The following is a 20,615-nucleotide window of genomic DNA, read 5'->3' as shown; positions in this document are numbered from 1 at the left end:
ATCATCCTTTCTCACAACAATAAATCAATAATTTTTTTCGCTTGCTCCCAATTTTCTTTGTTTTGTTTATATACGCTTTTTCCTTGTTCTGTAATTTTATAATATTTTCTGCGGCCGCCTTGTACAGCATCTCCCCAGTAAGAAAGAATATGGCCGTCTTTTTCCAGGCGCTTCAAGCTTGAATACATTGTGGCTTCTTTTAACTCATACTGCTCTTTAGAGTAGGTGTAAATAAGCTTACTAATTTCATAACCATATTTATCGCCGCTGAGAAGTAATTTCAAAATCATTGTATCTGTATGTCCCCGAAGTAAATCCGAAGACATTTTTGCATATACCAAAGTATCACCTCTTTATGTATAATTTAAATCATATTACTATGACAGTCAAGGTATTATATTTAATAAAATACACTGATATATAATTGAACATATGTAAACAGCTTAACAGTAGAAAATAGCCGGTAGAAACGTACCGGCTATTTTCTAGGAGACATCTTATTCTTCGTTATAACTGAGCTTAAATACTATCGGCGTACTTTCCGCTGATATTTTCCAAACCATGTGATGATACCCCTTGCTCCAGTAATCCTTTACTAAATAATCAGGGATTCCAAATATGTTTTTCCATACTTCTTGAGCATTTTTATATCCGCTGTCCAAACAAATTTTTTTAATTTCTCTGCTTTGAAGCGTAAGCAGCATAGTATGTAAAAGCAGTGTTCCTACACCTTTTCTTTGGTACTTTGGATGAACAAAAACTGTGCCGATTTCAATCCATCCTTGCAGCTCTCCTTTTGTACACGCCGTAATTAATTCACTAGCAGGACCATATTCAATACAGCCAATAATCTTATTGGTGCACGTATCTATTCCGAGCCAAAAGAATCGATGTTTTCCACCGCTATCAAGGTCACTTTTTAAATATTGTTCTTTACTTTCAATTTCTATTTGTATATCGTTCACCATTTCAGATAGACCCTCTTTATGAAAGGTATCTGTGATTACTTCATTAAAAAGCTCGTGGAGTTCTGCGCGGTCTTCTATTTTTGGTCTTCTTATTTCAATATGATGCAATGTTCATTCCTCCTTGTTATTTCACGGCAGAATATGAAGCTTTACCATTATTATTTATTATTTATCAATCTATGTTGATAATCCTTTTCTCTTTCTACTGTTTTTCCAATAAAAAAGCACGAGAAATTTTGAGTTCTCGTACTTTTTTATAATATGGATTCTGCTTTTCTATTGGGAACTGTTAATACTGATTCACAAAGCTCTGGATTTTACATACGAATTCAGAAAGATTCTCCTTTATCTCTTTATCCTCTGTTTTCTCTACTTGCTCCTGTATGGCATCAATCATTAAACGTGCTCTCTTAGGATCTATAGAGGCCGGTTGGCTGCTATTGTTTGATAGACTTTTCAAAATTTGATTAGTCATTTTGTTTTTATCGTGAATATAAAATAATATTTGAGGAACTTGATTAATTAACAAATTTACGTATCTGCGAAACTCCTCTATCTCATATAATTCTCTTGAATTACCTTTAAAGCCATCAACGGAAAGCATAAGACTCTGGTAGCCTTTATCACTGCGTTGATTAAGTGCTTTAATCACTTTCAAAAACCGATCGAACTTTAGATAACGTATTTCGTCTTTCCTTAATTCTAAAAATTCAATTTCTCCTTTTTCCAAAAAGGGATCTTTCATAAGACTATTATCATTCATATATATTCTCTCCCTACTAATTTATTAGTTGCAGAGCTTGTTTTGAATTCATTTGTCTATCGTTTTAGTACTTGTTTACCTCTTTTAGTCCCGTTTTAAAACCTTTATTTGTAAAACGCTTACATAAGTGTTCTCAATTGCCTGACGTGTTGACGGAATTCTGCTTATTATCTGCTAAATGACGAATGAAAAAGAGCTCCTTTACAGAAGCTCTTTTTTAAAAATTATAGAGATGCTGATAACTTTATATCTTATTTGCTTCTTTTAATACCGCTAATAAGTATTCCCATGTCTTAATAGTAGACGGAATGCTCAGGTGCTCATCAGGCGTATGAACGTCGTACATATCGGGACCGAGCGAAATGGCGTCTAATCCAGAGATTTTTTCCAGGAAAATACCGCATTCAATTCCAGCATGGATGGCGATGATCTCCGCCTCTTCCCCATACTTTTCTTTGTAAACCGTTTTACATAATTCGCGAATTTTTGAATCTGCATTGTACGCCCATTCAGGGTAATTGCCTTTTGTTTCAACTCTTCCTCCGACTACTTGAGCAAGTATGTGCACTTGACTTACTATTTTTTCTTTTAAGCTTTTTACTGAGCTGCGGATTTCATTTTGAAAAACAATCTCAGACTCTGTCGTCGTAATCACGCCTAAGTTGGTAGAAGATTCTACTAATCCTTCGATATTCATACTCATGCTTTGAACGCCGTTTGGTGTTAGCATAATAGCTTGTACAATTCGTTCTGTCGTTTCTTTTGTAAAACATTTCTCAAAGGAAGAAGATTTGTTTATTTTTACATATACGCTCGGATCAGCCGCTTGTAATTCATTTTTTACTATTTCGTTCCACTCACGAATCTTATTTTCTAGCTTTCCTACCTCAGAAGGCTCAACTGATAGAATTGCTTCTGATTCACGGGGAATCGCATTTGATTTTAATCCTCCACTAATGCTGCTTAAAGAATAGGGAAGTTCATGTTGTAAGTCATATAAAACTCTCCCTAGCAGTTTATTAGCATTTCCTCTTTCTTTATCAATTTCCATTCCAGAATGTCCGCCGCGCAGTCCACCGATGCTTAAGCTATATGTTTCTGAGTTATCGGAAGACGATTCCCAGTCTACGGGAATACGAAGCACGCTTTTTACCCCGCCTGCGCTGCTGACAAGCAGCTTTCCGTCCTCTTCTGTATCAAGGTTAATAAAGATTTTTCCTTCAAAATGAGCTGGATTTACAGCGATGGCTCCGCCCATAGTTGTTTCTTCCTCAGTAGTAATGACTACTTCAAGAGAGGGGTGAGCTATATCATGAGCATCTAGTAAAGCCAGTGCATATGCAACGGCAATCCCGTTGTCAGCTCCTAGCGTAGTACCATTTGCATAAAGCATATCTTCCACAATTCGCAGTTGAAGCGGATCTTTTTCGAAATCATGCACAGTTCCTTTATTTAACTCGCATACCATGTCCATATGTCCTTGCAAAATGATGGCTGGAGCATCTTCATATCCTTTAGCTGCCGGCTTTTTAATAATTACATTTAAAGCCTCGTCTTGTATAACTTCAAGGCTTCTTTCTTTTCCAAAAGAAACTAAATAGTCACTAATTTTCTTTTCATTTCCAGATTCTCTAGGAATAGCTGAAATTTCGTTAAAAAAATAAAAAACCGGATGTTTAATTAATTCATTTACTGTTTGCACCATATGTATCATCCTTTCTGAACTGTAGGCTTTTTTATCATACTATTTATCTTTACAGGAGAAATAGTATAAGGCTTCTTTTATGTATAGCCTAGTTATATTTTAACGTTGATTAGCTCGATAGAATAGATATAACATAAAAAAGCATAAAGGAGCTCATTAGACTCCTTTATGCTTTTAATGACTTATTCTATTTTTCATTGAGCTGTATATCCGCCGTCCATTACTACCGCTTGACCAGTTACACCTTTTGCTTTATCACTCGCTAAGAAAATAGCGTAGTCAGCAATTTCGCTCACGTCTAGTAATCTTTTTTGAGGGACTAAAGGATAAATAACTTCTTCAAGCACGCTCTCTAATGGTACATTTCTTGTTTTAGCTAAACCAGCTAACTGACCTCTCACTAGTGGTGTATCCACATAGCCAGGACAAAGTGCATTCACCGTAATACCGTGTGCTGCGCCTTCAAGAGCAGCTACTTTTGTTAGCCCAATTACACCGTGTTTAGCACTGTTATAAGCTGCTTTGCCCGCAAAACCGATTAAACCGTTGATAGAAGAAACGTTAATAATACGTCCGAACCCTTGTTTTTTCATAATCGGAAACGCGTGCTTAATCGCCATAAATGGAGCTGTTAGCATAATTTTAATCATTAACTCATATTTTTCAGTGGGAAACTCTTCGATTGGAGAAACATGCTGCAAGCCAGCGTTATTAATGAACGTATGAACCGCTCCAAAATGTGCGTTTGCTGTTTCAATTAAATGTTTGATTTCTTCTTCTTTTGTTACATCGGCTTTGACACCAAGCGCTTCAAATCCAGCTTCACGAAGATTTTGTGCTGCAGCTTCTACAGCAGCTTGATCAATGTCGGATAACACAATTTTTCCGCCGTTTTCTGCGAATCGTTTACCTATTTCAAACCCAATTCCTCTTGCTGCTCCTGTGATTACAATTACTTGATTTTCAACCATGTGTATTCTCCTCCTGTTTTTAAATAATACCGGCTGCCGCTAATGCGACTCCTGCAAATAAAGCGATTGTGGGGATGATAAATGCAACAACAAATACGTCTTTATACGTTTCTTTATGCCGAAGACCAGTTACGGCTAATAGCGTTAACAACGCACCGTTATGCGGTAAAATAGATGCACCTGACGCAACGCTTGCAATACGGTGAAGAGCATCGGCACTTAAATTCGTCGTTTGAGACAAGTGATACCACGTATCTCCTAATGCTTGAAGCGCAATGCCCATACCGCCGGATGCTGAACCTGTGATCATCGCTAGCACTTGAACGCTTAACGCTTCTGAAACGAGCGGGTTGCTCGAAATGTTTAGCAACACATGCGTGACATCTTTAAACTCTGGAACTGCTGTAATAACCGAGCCAAAACCTACTGCTGCACTCGTGTTAATAACAGCCATCACGGATCCTTTTGCTCCTTCATTTATAGAAGAAATAAACGTTTTATAGTGTTTAAAATTAATAAGTAAAATAGAAAAAATACCAATTAATAATGAAACGATAGGCTCCCATTTTAAAACGTTTAACGTCACGACAACGACAATCAGCGGTAAAATAGCTAATATTACATTCATCGAGTCCTGCTCTTCACTCGCTGCGACTGATGATTCATTAGGCTCGGTAAACCCTTGATTTTTAGCTTTTAATTTTTTATCACGATAAGCTAACCATAAATATCCTCCCACCGCCATAATAAGACCTGAGACAATTCCAATAATCGAACCGGACATTGCATTCGTTTTAAATGTAGCAGTCGGAATCAGATTTTGAATTTGAGGCGTACCTGGAATCGCTGTCATTGTAAACGTAAATGCTCCGAGTGCAACTGTTGCTGGCAGTAAATTTCGCGATACGTTAGCTTCTCGAAATAGCATGATTGCTAAAGGATAAATCGCAAAGACAACAACGAATAGACTCACTCCGCCGTATGTCAAAATGGCTGAAGCAATTAGCACCCCTAAAATCGCTCTTTTACTTCCAAATAATTTAGCAATACGCTGCGCCAACGATTTGGCTGCGCCTGTATCTTCCATTAGCTTTCCAAAGACGGCTCCTAATAAAAAGATGGGGAACCATTTTGCGGCGAAATCTACAAACCCTCCCATATACACATCTGTATAAGTAGGCAGTACTTTTAAACCGCTAAAATAAGCAACGAACGTAGCAACAACAGGTGCCACCCAGATAATAGACCATCCTAGATAAGCAAAAAACATCAACAATAACAATCCTACAATAATAACCACACGGTGACCTCCTTTCCTTTTAATACATATACATAATGGATTATTTCACAACACAACAAGTTTACACCCGTTATTTTTATAAGTAAAATGAATAAAAGGAATCAAAACTATGAATAAAAGTCTTAGTTTATTTAAAAATTCACCCTCAATTATTTTTTTCCTATAATTTTACTCGGAGTAGAAGCTATAAAATACACTTCCTTCCTTTTTCCTTGTACAAGCTAATTTTTTTCTGTCATATCCCGCTTTCTTCCTTTATTTTCTTTTCTTTTATAAGTTTTTCCGAACATATAGATGGGTATTTGAATGTTATGACACAGAAAAAGAGGCGATCTTATGCTACATTTCATAACAGACTTACTGAAACAATTTGGAATTTGGGGACTTTTAAGCGGACTGGCCATTGAGGCTTCCTCCCTGCCGTTTCCTGGTTCTCTTCTCACCCTTACCTACGGATACTTATTAAACATGCACATAGTGAAATTATTATTAATCGCTCTTGCAGGAAGCGCCGTTTATACAGCTTTTAGCTTTATACCGTATGGGATAGGCTATAAATTAGAGGATAAGGTAAAGAAAAAATTATCTAAAAAGAAAAAAGCATTTGAGAAATCACAAAAATGGTTTAAAAAATGCGGATTATGGAGTATTGCGATTGCTCGTCCTTTAGGGCTCGGAAACTACATTTCCTATCTTTCAGGGCTATCTAAAGTGAAACCTATGCCGTTTGCTCTGCTCACATTTCTTGGTATCTTTCCTTTGAATATTGCCATGCTTTGGTTAGGACAAATCGGAAACTTTAAGTCCATTCAATCTTTTATCTCAGATGCACAAACTTATATTCTAATTGCAGCGGTAGTGGCTGTATGCGGATTTTTAATTTATAAGTTTTATTTTAAAAAAAGCAGCTGCAGCGAACAGTCTAGTTCAACTTAAGAGTATAAAAAAAGACCCCGAGGGGTCTTTTTTTATTAAATGGAAATAACGCCTAAAATTAATGCAGCTAGTGTCATTACCGCCGTAGTTCCTAGCGCCCACTTAATTAAAAATCGTTGCAAATCACTAAATTCAATTCCTACCATTCCAATTAATAAGTGAGCTGCTGCTACCAAGGGACTTATCACGTGAACAGGTTGTCCTAAAATAGCAGCTCTTCCAATTTCAGCTGCGCTAATCCCATAACTTTCGGCAGCTTGAGCAATAATCGGCAGTACGCCAAAATAAAAAGCATTATTAGACATAAAAAATGTAAAAGGAGCACTTAAAAATGCTACTACAACTGGCAAAAAAGGGCCCATTGCATCTGGGATTATCCCTACAAGCGTATTTGCCATAGCATCAATCATCTTTGTTCCAGACATGATTCCTGTAAAAATACCTGCTGCAATAACAATTGAAACGACGGCTACCGCATTATTTGCATGAGATGAAATTCGCTGCTGTTGATCTTTGATGTTTGGATAATTTATTAGTAATGCAATAGCAAACGCTACCATGAACAAAAGCATCAGCGACATAAAGTCCATAATTAAGCACACCATAAGACTAACGGTAAGGAGAAAATTAAACCATACTAACCTAGGTCGTCGATAGTCTAAATGTTGCGCTGTTCCCTCTAATTCATCTGCATGTGCCATTTCATTTGCAAAATGTTTAATATTGATAACTCCTAACCTTTTTCTTTCCCTTCTTCCAAGGACAACAGAAACAAATAGCACCCATAGAAGCCCAAAACCCATTACAGGTATTAAAGGTAAAAACAACTGAGACGAATCTAAATTTAATGAACTCATAGCCATAGCAGAAGCACCTCCCCACGGAGTCATGTTCATAACTCCCATAGATAGCATCGCAATTCCCGCTAGGATAAGCGGATTCATTTCTAGCCGTTTATATAATGGAAGCAAAGAAGAGACCGTTATCATATAGGTAGTAGTTCCATCGCCATCTAAAGCAACCATCATTGAAAGAACAGCAGTTCCGACGACGATTTTTAGAGGATCTCCTTTTACAACCTTTAAAATGAAGGAAACGAGAGGGTCAAACAATCCTGAATCAATCATTAATCCAAAATATAAAATGGCAAATAAAATCATAATAGCTGTAGGAGCAATATCTTTTACACCCTCTAGCATCATAGGTCCCATTCCACTAGCAAAACCGCCTATTAAACCAAATATAATTGGAATAGTGATAAGAGCAACCATTGGGGTAAGTCGTTTTGACATAATTAAATACATGAATACTGCAACCATTAAAAATCCTAATAAAGAAAGCATGGATATTTTTCCTCCTTTTTTGGTAACGTTTTCATTTTTTGTTTGCTGTACGTTACTAAAAAGGTATCACTTCTTAAAGCAGGTTCATAGATAACCAACATAAGTTTAATATCTTTTATAAAAGTAATTTTTTTCATTTTTTTCATGCATCATTTCTACATAAAAACGAGATAGCGGATAAAAAACCGCTATCTCGTTTTTATGTAAAATTAGTTACTCGATATTTCCGCTCAGGCCTTCCTACACTTCCGTACACTATTTCCACCTGCATTTCCTTACACGATACTAAATACTCTAAATACCTTCTCATTGTTGAATAACTGATACCTACTAGTTGAGCAAACTCATCTACATTCAAGCTCTGCTGAACTTCGCGAACTTTATCTCTTACTAAACGAAGAGTATGTTTATCAATCCCCTTAGGAAGTTCTGTTACTGCAGCTGCTGATTGAGTGCGGCGGTTATGACGTGCTCTAAATAAATGGTCTATTTTATCCTGGTTAATCATTTTATTTTCGGTTAATTCTATTCTTGTAGACTGATAATGTTTTAAAGTAGATAAAAATTTATCAATGATTACAGGTTTCACCAAATAACCAAATGCTCCTCCTCTTATTGCTTCCCCTACTGTTTCAACATCATTGGCTGCCGTTATTAAAATAATATCGATTCCTCGATACTTTTTTCTGATTTCCCATAGCAGCTCCACTCCGTTGATATCTGGTAAAAAGACGTCTAATAAAATTAATTGCGGCGTAAATATTGTTAGCAGTTCTAAAGCCTGTTCTCCAGATCCTGCTGTCGCAACAACAGTGAAATGCTCTAGTTTCTTAGTAAACTGTTCATAAATTTGTGCAGCTGTAGAATCATCTTCTATAATCATGACATTAATTTGATTTTCAGTCATATCGATTCTTCCTTTTCATTATTTAATAGCTTTGGGATAACTAATGTAAATCTTGCTCCTTGTAACATACTTTTGCTTATGTATAGTTCACCTTTAAGCAGCTCTACAGATCTCTTAACAATAGTCAATCCAATCCCGTGATTTTCACCTTTTTTCGTTGTGTAACCATCCATAAAAATCATATTTTCTATTTCTTTTGATATCCCTGGTCCATTATCTTCAACTTCAAAAATCAGGTCATTTCCTACATCTGTAAAAGATACCAGCACGTTCCCTTTAGGTTCTCGCACAGCCTCGAGCGCATTATCAATTAAATTCCCCAAGATAGAAACAACGTTTTTTGCGTCTTCGATATCTAAAGTACTTGTTAAGTTACTATCTTGGTCAATTTCTAAAGTAACGTCTAATTCTTTTGAGCGATTGATCTTTCCAAGTAAGCATGCCGCAATCAAAGGATCCTTTACAGAAGACATTAAAAAAGAAATAATATCTTGGCGTTCCTTTACCTCTGATGAAATCATTTGCATGACATGCTCATACTTCTTTAACTTTAACAATCCATAAATGACGTTCAGCTTATTTAAAAATTCGTGGTTTTGAGCACGTAAATTATCAGAAAACATTTTAATTTTAGAAATCTCTTCTGTCAACTCTTCAATTTGAGATAAAGTTCTTATAGTAAGGACGATACCCTGCACTTCTTTTTTTCTTATAATAGGAGATAAATCTAAAATATACTGCTGACTATCTAGTACAAGGGACTGGTTAGAATACACTCGCTGCTTTTCTATCACTTGATCAATTAGCTGTCCTAAACGGGCGTTCTTTATCTCTCCCCCTATTTGAAGATGACCAAATAGTTCTCTGGCCCTTCTGTTCATCGACGTTACATATTTTTCGACATTTACAGTAATAGTAGCATCTTGAATAGATTCAAGGGTAGCCTCTTTTTCTTTAAAAAGAAAGGAAATCTCCTCCGGTTCCAGTCCAAATATTAGTCTTTTTACCCGCCTTGCAATGAAAAAAGCTCCAAATGCTCCAATAAGAAAAGGAATACAGGACAATTTAATAATTTTTATTCTATAATCATTAATCTGTTTTTCTATATTGCTTACAAGAAACCCTACTGACGAAACGCCTATTACGTTTCCTCGGCTATCCCATATGGGAGTCTTGGCTTTAATTGCAAATCCTGAAATTCCTTTTCCTTTATAAATAATGGATTGATGCTCCTTTAAAGAAGCTTCGTTGCTTGTTTTGGTATGTTTTCCAATATAGCTACTATTGGGATGAGAATAGCGGATTCCTTTATCATTAGCGATGGTGACGTAATCTGCTCCAGTGGTTTTTCTTATTTTTTCTGCAATAGGTTGGATGTGCTCAGAAGGATTTTTATTCCTAAAAGCTTTTACAATCGCTTTGTCTTCAGAAGCTAATTTTGCTACTGTCATAGCTTGCTTACCTACATATTTTTCAACAATTTCATCTATCATTGCAGAAAATAAAATGCATACAAGGACAGTACTCACAAGAATAACTACTGTAATAAGTAATGTAATTTGGGCAAGTAAGCTAGGTCTTCTACTCACGTTAAGAAAACGCATACATTCCTCCTTTTAATGAAATGAAATTTCGGCTGTTGTTTCAAGTGTAGCATAAAAGCAAAAAAGTTTAGCACCCAACTTCAAATGTTTATAAACAGACTTCTAAAGGGAAAAATACACCGAATAAACGCTTGACTTAAAGTATACTTTAACAATTATAATCAATTCGAAAACATCGAAAATGGAGGAATCAACATGAAATATACAGTAATCACTGGCGCAAGTTCAGGAATTGGATATGAAACAGCTTTAGCTTTTGCAGCACGTGGAAAAAATCTTATATTGGCTGCACGTAGAGAGGACAAGCTAGAAGAGTTAAAAAGAAAAATTGAAGAACTGAATCAAGATGTAAAGGTTATTGTCCAGTCGGTTGATTTATCCGTGGCAGAAAATGCTCATACGTTTTATGAGTCACTCAAAGAGTATGAATTAGAAACTTGGATTAACAATGCTGGATTTGGAAACTTTGCTTCTGTCGGTGAACAAAAATTAACTAAAATTGAAACAATGCTTCATTTAAATATCGAAGCCTTAACCATTCTTTCATCTTTATTTGTAAGAGATTATGAAAACGTTGAAGGTACACAGCTTATTAATGTCTCTTCTGGAGGCGGCTACACCATTGTTGCTGATGCAGTCACTTATTGCGCAACAAAATTCTACGTAAGTGCATTTACAGAAGGTCTTTCTCAAGAATTAAAAGGAAGAGGAGCAAAAATGCAGGCTAAAGTTCTAGCTCCGGCGGCTACTGAAACAGAATTTGCACAGCGTTCGATGGATATGAGTGATTTTGAATACGAAGGACGAGTACCTAAGTTTCATACGTCAAAAGAAATGGCTGCTTTTATGCTGGACCTTTATGATAGCAATAAAACGGTAGGACTTGTAGATGGAGTGACTTACGAATTTCAATTAAAAGATCCTATCTATCCATACGCAGACAGAGCGACAAGCTGAGATTCTTAAACAAAAAACACCCTTCCAAGGGTGTTTTTTTATGTCCGTTTAAATGAGTAACTATCTTGTTTATGTAATGAAGATGCTTAAAGATAATCTTTTCCTATTTATCTTTCCATGCTTTACTTCCTAATTTTTGTTTTGCTTTTTGTACATACTAACCGAACGGAGGTGACGAAAATGGGTACAAAAAAATCTGCTAACCGCGGTCAAGTAGCTCCTGGAGTTAACTCTCAAGGACACGGAAAAGATGTTGAATTTTCAACAGAACCGAAAAGTGAACTTGAAAACAAAGCGAAAAAGTCAAATACAAAAATTTAATTAACAAGGAGAAGATCACTCTTCTCCTCTCTTCCTCTTAATTACTTTTTCGAAAACGAAACTCCTCAGATTGTTGACTCCTTTCTGCTTCTTATGAAACTGCATCAATAGTATAAAAAAGTATACTATATAACAAAAATGTGCGTACTTGTTAGAATGTTTTATATGAATTATGATAAATCTGCAAACGGATTTTATGACAAATTGTATGTTAACTGGCTGTTAATTGTAAGCTATACAGGGTATAGATTACTCTGAACAGTTCATCACTAAATATTTTTACAGAAAGGTTGTTTACACATGAACCATACAGATAAAAAACAAGAAATTTTAGACGCATTTAACTTTCGTCATGCTACAAAAGAGTTTGATCCAGCGAAGAAAATTTCCGATGAAGATTTCCACTTCATTTTAGAAACAGGGCGCTTATCTCCAAGCTCAGTAGGTTATGAGCCGTGGAAGTTTTTAGTCGTTGAAAATAAAGATTTAAAAGAAAAATTAAAAGCTGTTTCTTGGGGAGCACAAGGTCAAATTCCTACAGCAAGTCATTTTGTTATTATTCTTTCTCGTACAGACGCAAGATATGACTCTGAATATGTGTTGAATCTTCAAAAAAACGTAAAAGAAATGCCGGATGATGTATTAGAGACATTAATGCCTCGTTATAAAGATTTCCAAGAAAATGATTTTCATTTGTTCGAAAGCAAGCGAGCACTATTTGATTGGGCTAGCAAACAATCTTATATTGCACTAGCTAATATGATGACATCAGCTGCTCAAATTGGTATTGATTCTTGTCCGATTGAAGGATTTAACTATGACCAAGTACATGAGATTCTAAAAGAAGAAGGATTACTAGAAGACGGTAAGTTTGATATTTCCGTTATGGTTGCGTTCGGCTATCGAATTCATGAACCTAAGCGCGGAAAAACAAGAAGAAGTATGGATCAAGTTGTACAGTGGGTAAAATAAGAAACGAAAAACGAAGGGGTGACGCAATGTCACCCCTTCGTTTTTATATTTTTATATGCTGTTATAAAGGCAGAAGGATCGGTTTGTATGGTATAAGCGAACATCCCTTGATTTGTATGTAAGTATAAAAAGCCGCTGTCTTTTGAAACGCATTTGTAAGAGATGTCAAATACGTCATTAATGTGAAAGCAATCGTTTTGTGTTTCAATACTATCAGCGTATAAGCACATGTCTTTTGAATGCTGAATTGTCACTTTTTGTGTTCGTTTTATTTTTCTTTCAACGTATGTATAAGGAATCATAGAAATAATGCTCATAGCACCGCTCAACCCCTTCCTCATGAATGTTTTTCTTTTAAAAGCCAAAACACCTTGTTAACAAAACTCTATCACTTACCAAAAAACAATTCCAGAAATACTCTTTCTGGAATTGTTTTCAAGATTTCTGCTCTTTATTTTCTTCACCTTTGCAAAAGTCGATATTACTGTTTGTCATAGAGGCAATAGCAGGAGAGCCGTTTCCAAACGAAAAACAAGCTCCTACCGATTTTGTATTTGCCGTGTGACTATTTTGTACAACACAGCCCACGCTTACGTTCGAGTTGTCTTTTAACCCGTTAGTCACGATATTTTCAATGTTAATAATACAGCCCATTTTAACACCTCTTTCGTTTCTATTAACGTATGTCATCTCTGCATATATGTATAGGATGTTCGCCTATTATTGATAAGTTGTTTGTTACAAAATAGAAAAAAAGAATCTTCGTATACCCTTTAAGCAGAGAAGACACTAAAATGATGTCTTCTCCTTAAGTGAATTTAACTTTTTACAGCTTTTTCCCAGTCTGATGCAAATTTTTCAATTCCTTGCTCTGTTAACGGGTGTTTTACTAATTGTTCAATTACGGCATACGGAATTGTAGCAATATGAGCCCCAGCAAGAGCTACTCGTGTGACGTGATCTGGGTGTCTGACTGACGCTGCTATAATTTGTGAGTCAATGTGTTGAATTCGAAATAGCTCTGCAATTCGAGATACCAGATAAACACCGTCTTCTGAAATATCGTCTAAGCGTCCTAAAAATGGCGATACGTATGTGGCACCGGCACGAGCTGCTAGAAGCGCTTGATTCACTGTAAAAATTAACGTTACGTTTGTTTTTACGCCTTTTTTAGCTAGATAACGGGTTGCTTCCAATCCAGCAATGGTCATAGGAAGTTTAATCGTTATATTTTTGTCTCCTCCATTAATTTTTATCAGCTCTTCTGCTTGAGCAATCATGTCATCGGCGGTTACTGTATCGGGTGTGACTTCTGCTGAAACGGATTCTACTTCAGGAACGGTTTTTAAAATTTCTTCGATGCGATCTTCAAACTTTACGCCTTCTTTAGCTACTAGCGAAGGGTTTGTGGTAACACCTGATAATACCCCAATTTTATATGCTTTTTTAATATCTTCCAGGTTAGCTGTATCAATAAAAAATTTCATCATGTATTCCTCCACTCGTTATGGTAAAAACAGCTTTTCAGGGGCGTTTTTGCATGACTTTATGTTCAAATGGAATTGCCCTCTTCATATTGTCTTCATAAAATAAAATTTATTTCCTTTCAAATGCTGTATGTTTTTCTCCAAGTTTTCCCTTCCTTAAATTCATCGGAATAATTTTTATTTGCATGTATCATACTAATGGTGTTGAAAAACCCCTCATATACTCCACTAAAAAACCTTCAGCATTTATGCTGAAGGTTGAGATACATTCTATTCTTAATTTTTTAGTCCTCTATAGCGAGCTGTTTTTAATTCTTGAACGTAGGGTTCAAAATCTGGCATCTCTACAGCTCTCGCCAATTCGATAGCCTTTTCAATATCGTATGGAATACGTACAAATTGAATAGAAAATGCTGAAGGACTTTCGTCTTGATCCTTTCCTTCTAAGATAAGATAGGAAGCTTGTGGTAAATCAAGCGGGTTTCCTACACTTCCTACATTGCATAGCGTTTTCCCTTTAATATGTTGAATAAATGCATTATGTACATCTCCGTAACAGATAACATCTGGCTCTCTTGATCCTTTTATATTTTCCGTATATTCCGTATTAGCAAATAGACTAAGGCGCTTTTCAAGTGAATCCCAAGGTTGAATTCGGTCATAAAGACTTCTAGGTGAAGCGTGAAACATTCTAATTAATTTTCCGCTCATCATAAACTCAACGGAAAAAGGAAGTTCCTTTAAGTATGCCTCTTGGGCTGAACTTAACTTCTTCTGATGCCATTTCAACGCTTCGAATTCCGCAGGCTTTGTAATGAAGTCATCCCAGTTTCCCATTACTGTTACTTCGCACTTTTCTTTTATGATATCAATCGCTTTACTTGAATCCGGTCCTTTTCCTACTAAATCACCTAGACAAATGATGCGATGGATATCTCGCTGTTGTATGTCAGCTAAAACTGCTTCTAATGCAGGAAGATTTCCGTGGATATCTGAAATAACAGCAATTTTGTCCATTGATTCCTCCACTCCTTTTTCATATGTATGTATTCAATTCTTTTCTTTATTATAACATTTTATAATAAGACCGTTTACTAAAACGTGTTCTCTCCATTTAACAAACAACGGTATAATTCGAATGGACATAAAAGGGAGGAATAAGAAGTGGATTTTTATAAATCAAGCAGAAATCCGTTTTCCTTATTTATTAACATAAAATAAAGGAGTACTGTAATATATTTATACGAGTACTCCTTTATTGGTAGTAAGGTAGTATAGAGAGTCGTAAGATACCTCATTTATCTTGCGACTTTTGGTTTATAACTTATTGAACACCAACTGCGTCAAATGACTTACCTACTGAGATTACTTCTTGAGAGCGTGAACCGTATAGATCAGCAGCAGCTTGTACTAAACCTGCACGCGCTTGGCTAAACGTTGTAGACTGAGTGAAGTATAGCGTATTAGCACGGTAATAAATTTTCCCTAGCTTATCGCCGCCGATGCCTGTTACAGTAACCCCGTAATGCGTTCCTCCGTTAGCTAGCAAGTAGGCAGCTTTGTTGATAATACCGCTGTTTGTATGAACTCCGCCGTTGTCACTAGAACCTGTATAGCGCTTTGAATAATGATCTGGATCTCCATATTTCGCTGGGTTGCTCATTGAACGAAGCGCATCACCGCTTGTACCAGGCGTATAAATATCTTCTCCAATTTCCCAATCTGGATTACGGTTGTCATAGTATTCTACCAATGTTCCGAAAATATCGGAAATTGCCTCGTTTAATGCACCTGATTCATATTGATAGATTAAATTAGAACTTCTTTCTGTGACCGCATGCGTCAATTCATGTCCGATAACATCTAATCCTCCTGATAGCGGAACAAAAGTAGTTCCATCTCCATCTCCGTATACCATTTGAGAGCCATTCCAAAACGCATTATTGTAACCGCTGCTATAATGAACAGTCGATTTTAGCGGAGCTCCTGCATTGTCATAGGAGTTGCGGTTAAATTTGTTTTTGTAATAATCATATGTCACGCCTGCATAATAGTGAGCATCTACTGCAGCTGCATCGCGGGTTGCATTGTACGTATTATCCGTGTCTGCCCAGAGTGTACCTGGCAGAGATGTACGATTTTTTGCATCATACGTATAGATTGTCGCTCCTCTTGTATTATCTTGTAAGTAGTAAGTGGAACTAGATAACGTTGTCTTTAAAGATTTAGTATCTCCAAGCACTCCTTTACCTGAGCCAATAGTATTTGTTCCTGTTACAGGTTTCGCTGCCGGCTTTGCCGCTTGCTTCACATCGGCTTTTGGACCAGCTACGGAATCAATCGTATTGTACTTATCTAGCACTTTACCGCTAATAGCATCAACAAAGTAATAATAATTACCTGGTTCAGGGCTTAAGAAATTTAAATTTACTACATAAGCATACGTTGTGTCTGAAGCATTTTGATAAACATACAGTTCAGATGAAGGGGATTTTTCATAAGTCGGTTTAAAGCCTAAGTCTTTTTCAGCTGCTTGAATCGCCTTTTTGCTGTCAACTTGCTTCTGTCCTTTTAGCTTTTCCTTTTTATCTAAATCAGGAGCTACTGTACCTGATACAACTTTTAAGGTTCCATCTTTCGCTACGTGTGCTAATTGAGTAGATCCCCAAACAGGAATATTATTATATACCTGCTGCAAGCGTACAACGGTTGCTTGTTCAACGGGATCTTTCACTACTTCTGTCACTTTAAATGAATTTTGAGCACTTTCGTTTCCTAATTTATATTTGTCTTTATTTGTATTCATATAATGAAATACGACGTCTTGAGCTTTCTGTGATGATGGGCCTGAAAGCTTTCCAGAAATAAACTCAGGAGATTTAATTTCTTTGTTATACTTTTCGGTTGAAAGTACATTATTTGGCGCCGCACTGCTCGTATGTGCAAAAGCAAATGATGAAGAAAGGATACCAACTGATAATAATACCTTTAAAGCCTGTTTTTTCTTTTTCATAGTTTTTTCTCCCTATCCCTAGTAAATTTAATTACCGCAATTTTTCTGTTAATTGAGATAATTAGCAACATTATAGCAACTAAAAATTACTACGTCTATATATTATTTTAATATTCCTATTATTATGAAAATTAAGAATAAATCTTTTGCAATAAGTCTTTTTTACCTATTTAAATTATATGAAAATCATTTATGTTGATTTTCATACAAGTAAAATAATTCTTCAAGTCAGCTGATAAAAACTAGCGACCTATGAAGTATTATTCGGTCTTACTATCAGTCCTGAGAAGCATTTTACAAAAATTACTTATAAGGAAAATTATAAATTTCAGACCGTTTTTGAGGCTTAAATCTACTCTTCCTCTTCATTTTTTTATTTTTTTAATCTATTAATTAAATTTTTTGTATGTTTTTTATGTATATGCATAACATTATTTTATTATAGTACTGCCCTTCTTATGAACATAAAAAAGCACGAATCTACTAAAATCTTTGTAAATCCGTGCTTTTTCTGTTTATTTCAAGCATGTACAACCAACGATAACTAATAAAACAAATAGTACAACGATTAATGCAAAACCGCCACCGTAACTACCGTAGCCGCCGTAGCCATAACCACCGCCGTAACCCCAGTTGTAAAATCCCATTTCACTTCACCTCCGTAGCCTGTTTACTTTATAGCATATGTACAGGCTAGAAAAAATGCTCGCCCATTTATCGCCCTTTTATGACGATAAAAAAGAGACTGAGACATAACGAAATCACTCCAATCAACCGCTAGAAGCAACCAGCTAGATTAAACCCATGTTCACCATAACAATAAAAAAATCCGAACGATGAATCATTCGGATCTTCCTTCAACTAAAATACTTTTGTCCCAGCCTCTTTTAAGATAACAAATATTAACTTATTTACTTTTAGAAGCTTGTTCTTTAAAGCGAAGTATGTAATACGGAACAATACAGATAACCGCCAAAACAAGAGCCGTTAAACTGACTATGCGGGGATTATCAAGCCCAAAAGAATAGTCTCCAAAAGATGCTCCAATCGCAATAATAGCAAAAATAATATACAGAATACGAAATATGTTAATCCACTTTTTCTGTTTAATCGTAACCACTCCTTTGCTTATTTTACTCCAACATAGAATATTATAACTTTACTAAACAACTTGTTGCAAAATTTCTTCTCCCTTTGACTGATTACCTTTTATTCTAACGGTAAACAAATTTCTACACTCGTTCCTTTGTTTACTTCACTGTCAATACTAAGAGTTCCTTGATGCTGTTGGATAATATTAAAGCAGATCATTAACCCTAACCCGATTCCGTCTTCTTTAATACTGTAAAATGGTTCACCTAAATGTTTAATGCGTTCTTTTGAAATTCCTACACCTTCATCAATAATTTGAATATGAATATGATTGTTGTCCTTTTTTCTCAGCTCAACTTTAATTTCTCCTCCGGAAGGCATTGCTTCAATCGCATTCTTAAGAATGTTTATAAACATCTGTTTCATTTGATTGCTTTCACAATATACAAAAGGCATTTCTCCATATGAGTTAAGTTCAATAAAGATGTTTTTCATGGTTGCTTGAGGCTGCAACAATAAAATCACTTGTTGAATTAACAGCTGCAAATCAATCGACTGAAATGTTACGGCCTGTGGTTTTGCCACAGACATGAATTCATTTGTAATCATTTCAATACGCTCAATTTCAGAGGATATAATGTTCATATAGGTTAACTCTTCTTTACTCGCTTTTTCAGTTAATAACTGCATAAACCCTTTGATGGCTGTTAAAGGATTTCTAATTTCATGAGCAATAGCTGTAGCAAGCTGCCCGACCGCTGCTAATTTCTCAGATTTCTGCAGCAGCTCTTCTGTTTTTAAGTACTCTGTTCTGTCTCTTGAAACAATAAGAAGCACTTTTTTGTTTTCTATATTGAACAACTTTCCACTATATTCTAGTTTTTTTATTTCGCCGGACTTAAACGTAAACTGTGATTGCAGCGTAAAAGAAAGATTTCCGTTGCGAATTTTTTCGACTGTTTTTTGAACAATGTCAGAATCTCTAGGTATAATATCTTGGCAAGGCATGGATAAAAGCTCTTCTCTCGTATATCCAAAGCGCTTACATCCAGCTTCATTTACTTCAACAAAACGAGAAGGAAAATGATCCGATCCTATTTCAAGTAAATAAATTGCGTCGTTTGCGTACTCAAATAACGTGCGATATTTCAACTCACTTTCTTTAAGCTTACGATGCAGCAAGTCAAGCTCTTCCTTTGCTTTTTTAGCTTCAGATATATCCACACATACTCCAGACAAACCTACCAACTCATCTTTCCCATTAAAAATTGGAGAAATGGTGATACGGAGGTCTACTAAACTTCCATCTTTACGAGCTCTTACAACTTCTACTCGATTGATTGCCTCTTTTTCAGCAACAGTCTTTTTTATATTCTCATGTACATCCTCACTAAAAGCTCCTGCTATATCGTAATATTTTTCCCCAATGACTTCATGGGATTTCCAGCCATACACTTTTTCATAAGCTTCATTAACTCGCAAGATTCGCCCTTCTAAATCAGTTATAATAACCGCATCCATGTGATGATTAATAAAAGACTCCAGCTGTTCTTTTGTATATTCTAATTCTTTTTTCATTATTCTGACAAAAAAAGAATCTTCTTCATCCTTACATGAATCTGATCCAACATAAGCAGCTTCTTCTGCTACAGCGTAAAATTTACGATAAAATTCTATCGTCGCTACGGCTACTCCCAGTCCGAGAATTCCGAACACTAAATATTCTATTTCGCTATAAAATGGCGACTGAATAGTTGTATTCCAGAAGTAATTTGTCAGTAAGACATGAACGATAAAATGAATAAAGAAACAAAGAAGAGATTGTTTTAATAAAGAAAACTGCTTTCTATATCGAATAAGAGGAAGGGAAAATAAAAAGGTAAAAATTAAAATTAAGATAGTCAGTAACCAATGACTTTCTAAATAGATACTGCACACGGCCATAGTGATACCTGCAACTGCACCGGCTCTATAACCAAAATATAGAACGGTCAAAATAAGAGGAAGAAAACGTAAATCATATGTAATCTGTTGATACGTAACGCTATATACCATAAGAATAGCAGAAACAATACTTGCATAAATACCACTCATCCATTTATATTTATGGGCTAGACGCTGTAACAAAAATATTCTTATCGCAATCATAATACTGACAAAAAACGAAAAAATACATAAGTTAACAAATAATCCGCTACTAACCACTCCTTCTATTCCTCCTTTACTTGTAAATATGCGTAAAATAATTCCCTTATATAGAGAGTGTACCATGAATA

Annotated in this window: 20 protein-coding genes and 1 pseudogene; 4 read left to right on the top strand and 17 right to left on the bottom strand. The window is 35.8% G+C overall.

Translation table 11 applies throughout. From position 1 onward, the window contains the following. Nucleotides 1–11 precede the first annotated feature (11 nt). The 6 genes from AC0C45_RS21095 to AC0C45_RS21070 all read right to left on the bottom strand — a co-directional run bounded on the left by AC0C45_RS21095 (nt 12) and on the right by AC0C45_RS21070 (nt 5,707). Nucleotides 12–341, bottom strand: a complete 330-nt coding sequence (locus tag AC0C45_RS21095) for a PadR family transcriptional regulator (protein WP_013057038.1) — start codon at nt 339–341, stop codon at nt 12–14. Nucleotides 342–497: 156 nt separating this feature from the next. Next, nucleotides 498–1,076, bottom strand: coding sequence for a GNAT family N-acetyltransferase (locus AC0C45_RS21090; RefSeq protein ID WP_047932319.1), 579 nt, complete (start codon nt 1,074–1,076; stop codon nt 498–500). A 181-nt stretch (nt 1,077–1,257) separates the two neighbouring features. Beyond that, on the bottom strand, nt 1,258–1,731 hold the full coding sequence (locus AC0C45_RS21085; protein ID WP_472928727.1) for a hypothetical protein: 474 nt from the start codon (nt 1,729–1,731) through the stop codon (nt 1,258–1,260). A gap of 244 nt (nt 1,732–1,975) precedes the next feature. Continuing rightward, entirely contained in the window at nt 1,976–3,436 is a 1,461-nt protein-coding gene (locus tag AC0C45_RS21080; protein ID WP_095379713.1) for an aminoacyl-histidine dipeptidase, read from the bottom strand. Between the two features lie 194 nt (nt 3,437–3,630). Then, nucleotides 3,631–4,407: a 3-hydroxybutyrate dehydrogenase gene (locus AC0C45_RS21075; protein ID WP_016764098.1), complete on the bottom strand. Its 777-nt coding sequence runs from the start codon at nt 4,405–4,407 to the stop codon at nt 3,631–3,633. Nucleotides 4,408–4,426: 19 nt separating this feature from the next. Continuing rightward, nucleotides 4,427–5,707, bottom strand: coding sequence for a GntP family permease (locus tag AC0C45_RS21070; RefSeq protein WP_257063334.1), 1,281 nt, complete (start codon nt 5,705–5,707; stop codon nt 4,427–4,429). A gap of 336 nt (nt 5,708–6,043) precedes the next feature. On the opposite strand from AC0C45_RS21070, the gene AC0C45_RS21065 reads away from it, so the two are divergent. Then, complete coding sequence (locus tag AC0C45_RS21065) at nt 6,044–6,643, top strand: DedA family protein (protein WP_014460120.1); 600 nt, start codon at nt 6,044–6,046, stop codon at nt 6,641–6,643. A gap of 35 nt (nt 6,644–6,678) precedes the next feature. Here AC0C45_RS21065 and AC0C45_RS21060 read toward each other — a convergent pair whose 3' ends face one another. The 3 genes from AC0C45_RS21060 to AC0C45_RS21050 form a co-directional block, all read right to left on the bottom strand. Continuing rightward, complete coding sequence (locus AC0C45_RS21060) at nt 6,679–7,986, bottom strand: CitMHS family transporter (protein WP_257063335.1); 1,308 nt, start codon at nt 7,984–7,986, stop codon at nt 6,679–6,681. Nucleotides 7,987–8,185: 199 nt separating this feature from the next. Beyond that, entirely contained in the window at nt 8,186–8,893 is a 708-nt protein-coding gene (locus tag AC0C45_RS21055; protein WP_257063336.1) for a response regulator, read from the bottom strand. Continuing rightward, entirely contained in the window at nt 8,890–10,497 is a 1,608-nt protein-coding gene (locus AC0C45_RS21050; RefSeq protein ID WP_095379710.1) for an ATP-binding protein, read from the bottom strand. The genes AC0C45_RS21055 and AC0C45_RS21050 overlap by 4 nt, the downstream gene beginning before the upstream one ends. Nucleotides 10,498–10,692: 195 nt before the next feature. Here AC0C45_RS21050 and AC0C45_RS21045 point away from each other — a divergent pair, with 195 nt between their 5' ends. The 3 genes from AC0C45_RS21045 (at nt 10,693) to AC0C45_RS21035 (ending at nt 12,747) form a co-directional block, all read left to right on the top strand. Next, a complete protein-coding gene (locus AC0C45_RS21045; protein ID WP_171777251.1) occupies nt 10,693–11,454 on the top strand; it encodes an SDR family NAD(P)-dependent oxidoreductase in 762 nt (253 codons plus the stop codon). Between the two features lie 180 nt (nt 11,455–11,634). Beyond that, the gene (sspL, locus tag AC0C45_RS21040) at nt 11,635–11,775 is read left to right on the top strand and encodes a small, acid-soluble spore protein L (protein ID WP_237894035.1); all 141 of its coding nucleotides are present in this window, start codon (nt 11,635–11,637) and stop codon (nt 11,773–11,775) included. A 300-nt stretch (nt 11,776–12,075) separates the two neighbouring features. After that, nucleotides 12,076–12,747 (top strand): NAD(P)H-dependent oxidoreductase, encoded by a 672-nt coding sequence (locus AC0C45_RS21035; protein WP_237894034.1) that lies wholly within the window; start codon nt 12,076–12,078, stop codon nt 12,745–12,747. A 29-nt stretch (nt 12,748–12,776) separates the two neighbouring features. Here AC0C45_RS21035 and AC0C45_RS21030 read toward each other — a convergent pair whose 3' ends face one another. From AC0C45_RS21030 to AC0C45_RS20995, 8 genes and pseudogenes are all read right to left on the bottom strand, one after another. Beyond that, entirely contained in the window at nt 12,777–13,064 is a 288-nt protein-coding gene (locus AC0C45_RS21030) for a hypothetical protein (RefSeq protein ID WP_013083135.1), read from the bottom strand. A 118-nt stretch (nt 13,065–13,182) separates the two neighbouring features. Next, nucleotides 13,183–13,401 carry a spore germination protein gene (locus AC0C45_RS21025; RefSeq protein ID WP_016764090.1) on the bottom strand — a complete coding sequence of 73 codons (219 nt, stop codon included), beginning with the start codon at nt 13,399–13,401 and terminating at the stop codon, nt 13,183–13,185. A 164-nt stretch (nt 13,402–13,565) separates the two neighbouring features. After that, entirely contained in the window at nt 13,566–14,234 is a 669-nt protein-coding gene (fsa, locus tag AC0C45_RS21020; protein ID WP_013057026.1) for a fructose-6-phosphate aldolase, read from the bottom strand. A 276-nt stretch (nt 14,235–14,510) separates the two neighbouring features. Beyond that, entirely contained in the window at nt 14,511–15,251 is a 741-nt protein-coding gene (locus AC0C45_RS21015; RefSeq protein WP_016764089.1) for a metallophosphoesterase family protein, read from the bottom strand. A gap of 307 nt (nt 15,252–15,558) precedes the next feature. After that, nucleotides 15,559–17,157, bottom strand: a pseudogene (locus AC0C45_RS21010) (M4 family metallopeptidase); the annotation flags it as partial. A 605-nt stretch (nt 17,158–17,762) separates the two neighbouring features. After that, nucleotides 17,763–17,894, bottom strand: a complete 132-nt coding sequence (locus AC0C45_RS21005) for a YjcZ family sporulation protein (protein ID WP_016764087.1) — start codon at nt 17,892–17,894, stop codon at nt 17,763–17,765. A 260-nt stretch (nt 17,895–18,154) separates the two neighbouring features. Then, on the bottom strand, nt 18,155–18,367 hold the full coding sequence (locus AC0C45_RS21000; RefSeq protein WP_016764086.1) for a hypothetical protein: 213 nt from the start codon (nt 18,365–18,367) through the stop codon (nt 18,155–18,157). Nucleotides 18,368–18,456: 89 nt separating this feature from the next. Beyond that, the gene (locus AC0C45_RS20995; protein ID WP_472928721.1) at nt 18,457–20,544 is read right to left on the bottom strand and encodes a PAS domain S-box protein; all 2,088 of its coding nucleotides are present in this window, start codon (nt 20,542–20,544) and stop codon (nt 18,457–18,459) included. Between the last annotated feature and the right edge of the window lie 71 nt (nt 20,545–20,615).

Source organism: Priestia sp. VA7 (assembly GCF_055710015.1).
This window is presented reverse-complemented; position numbering and strand designations above follow the sequence as displayed.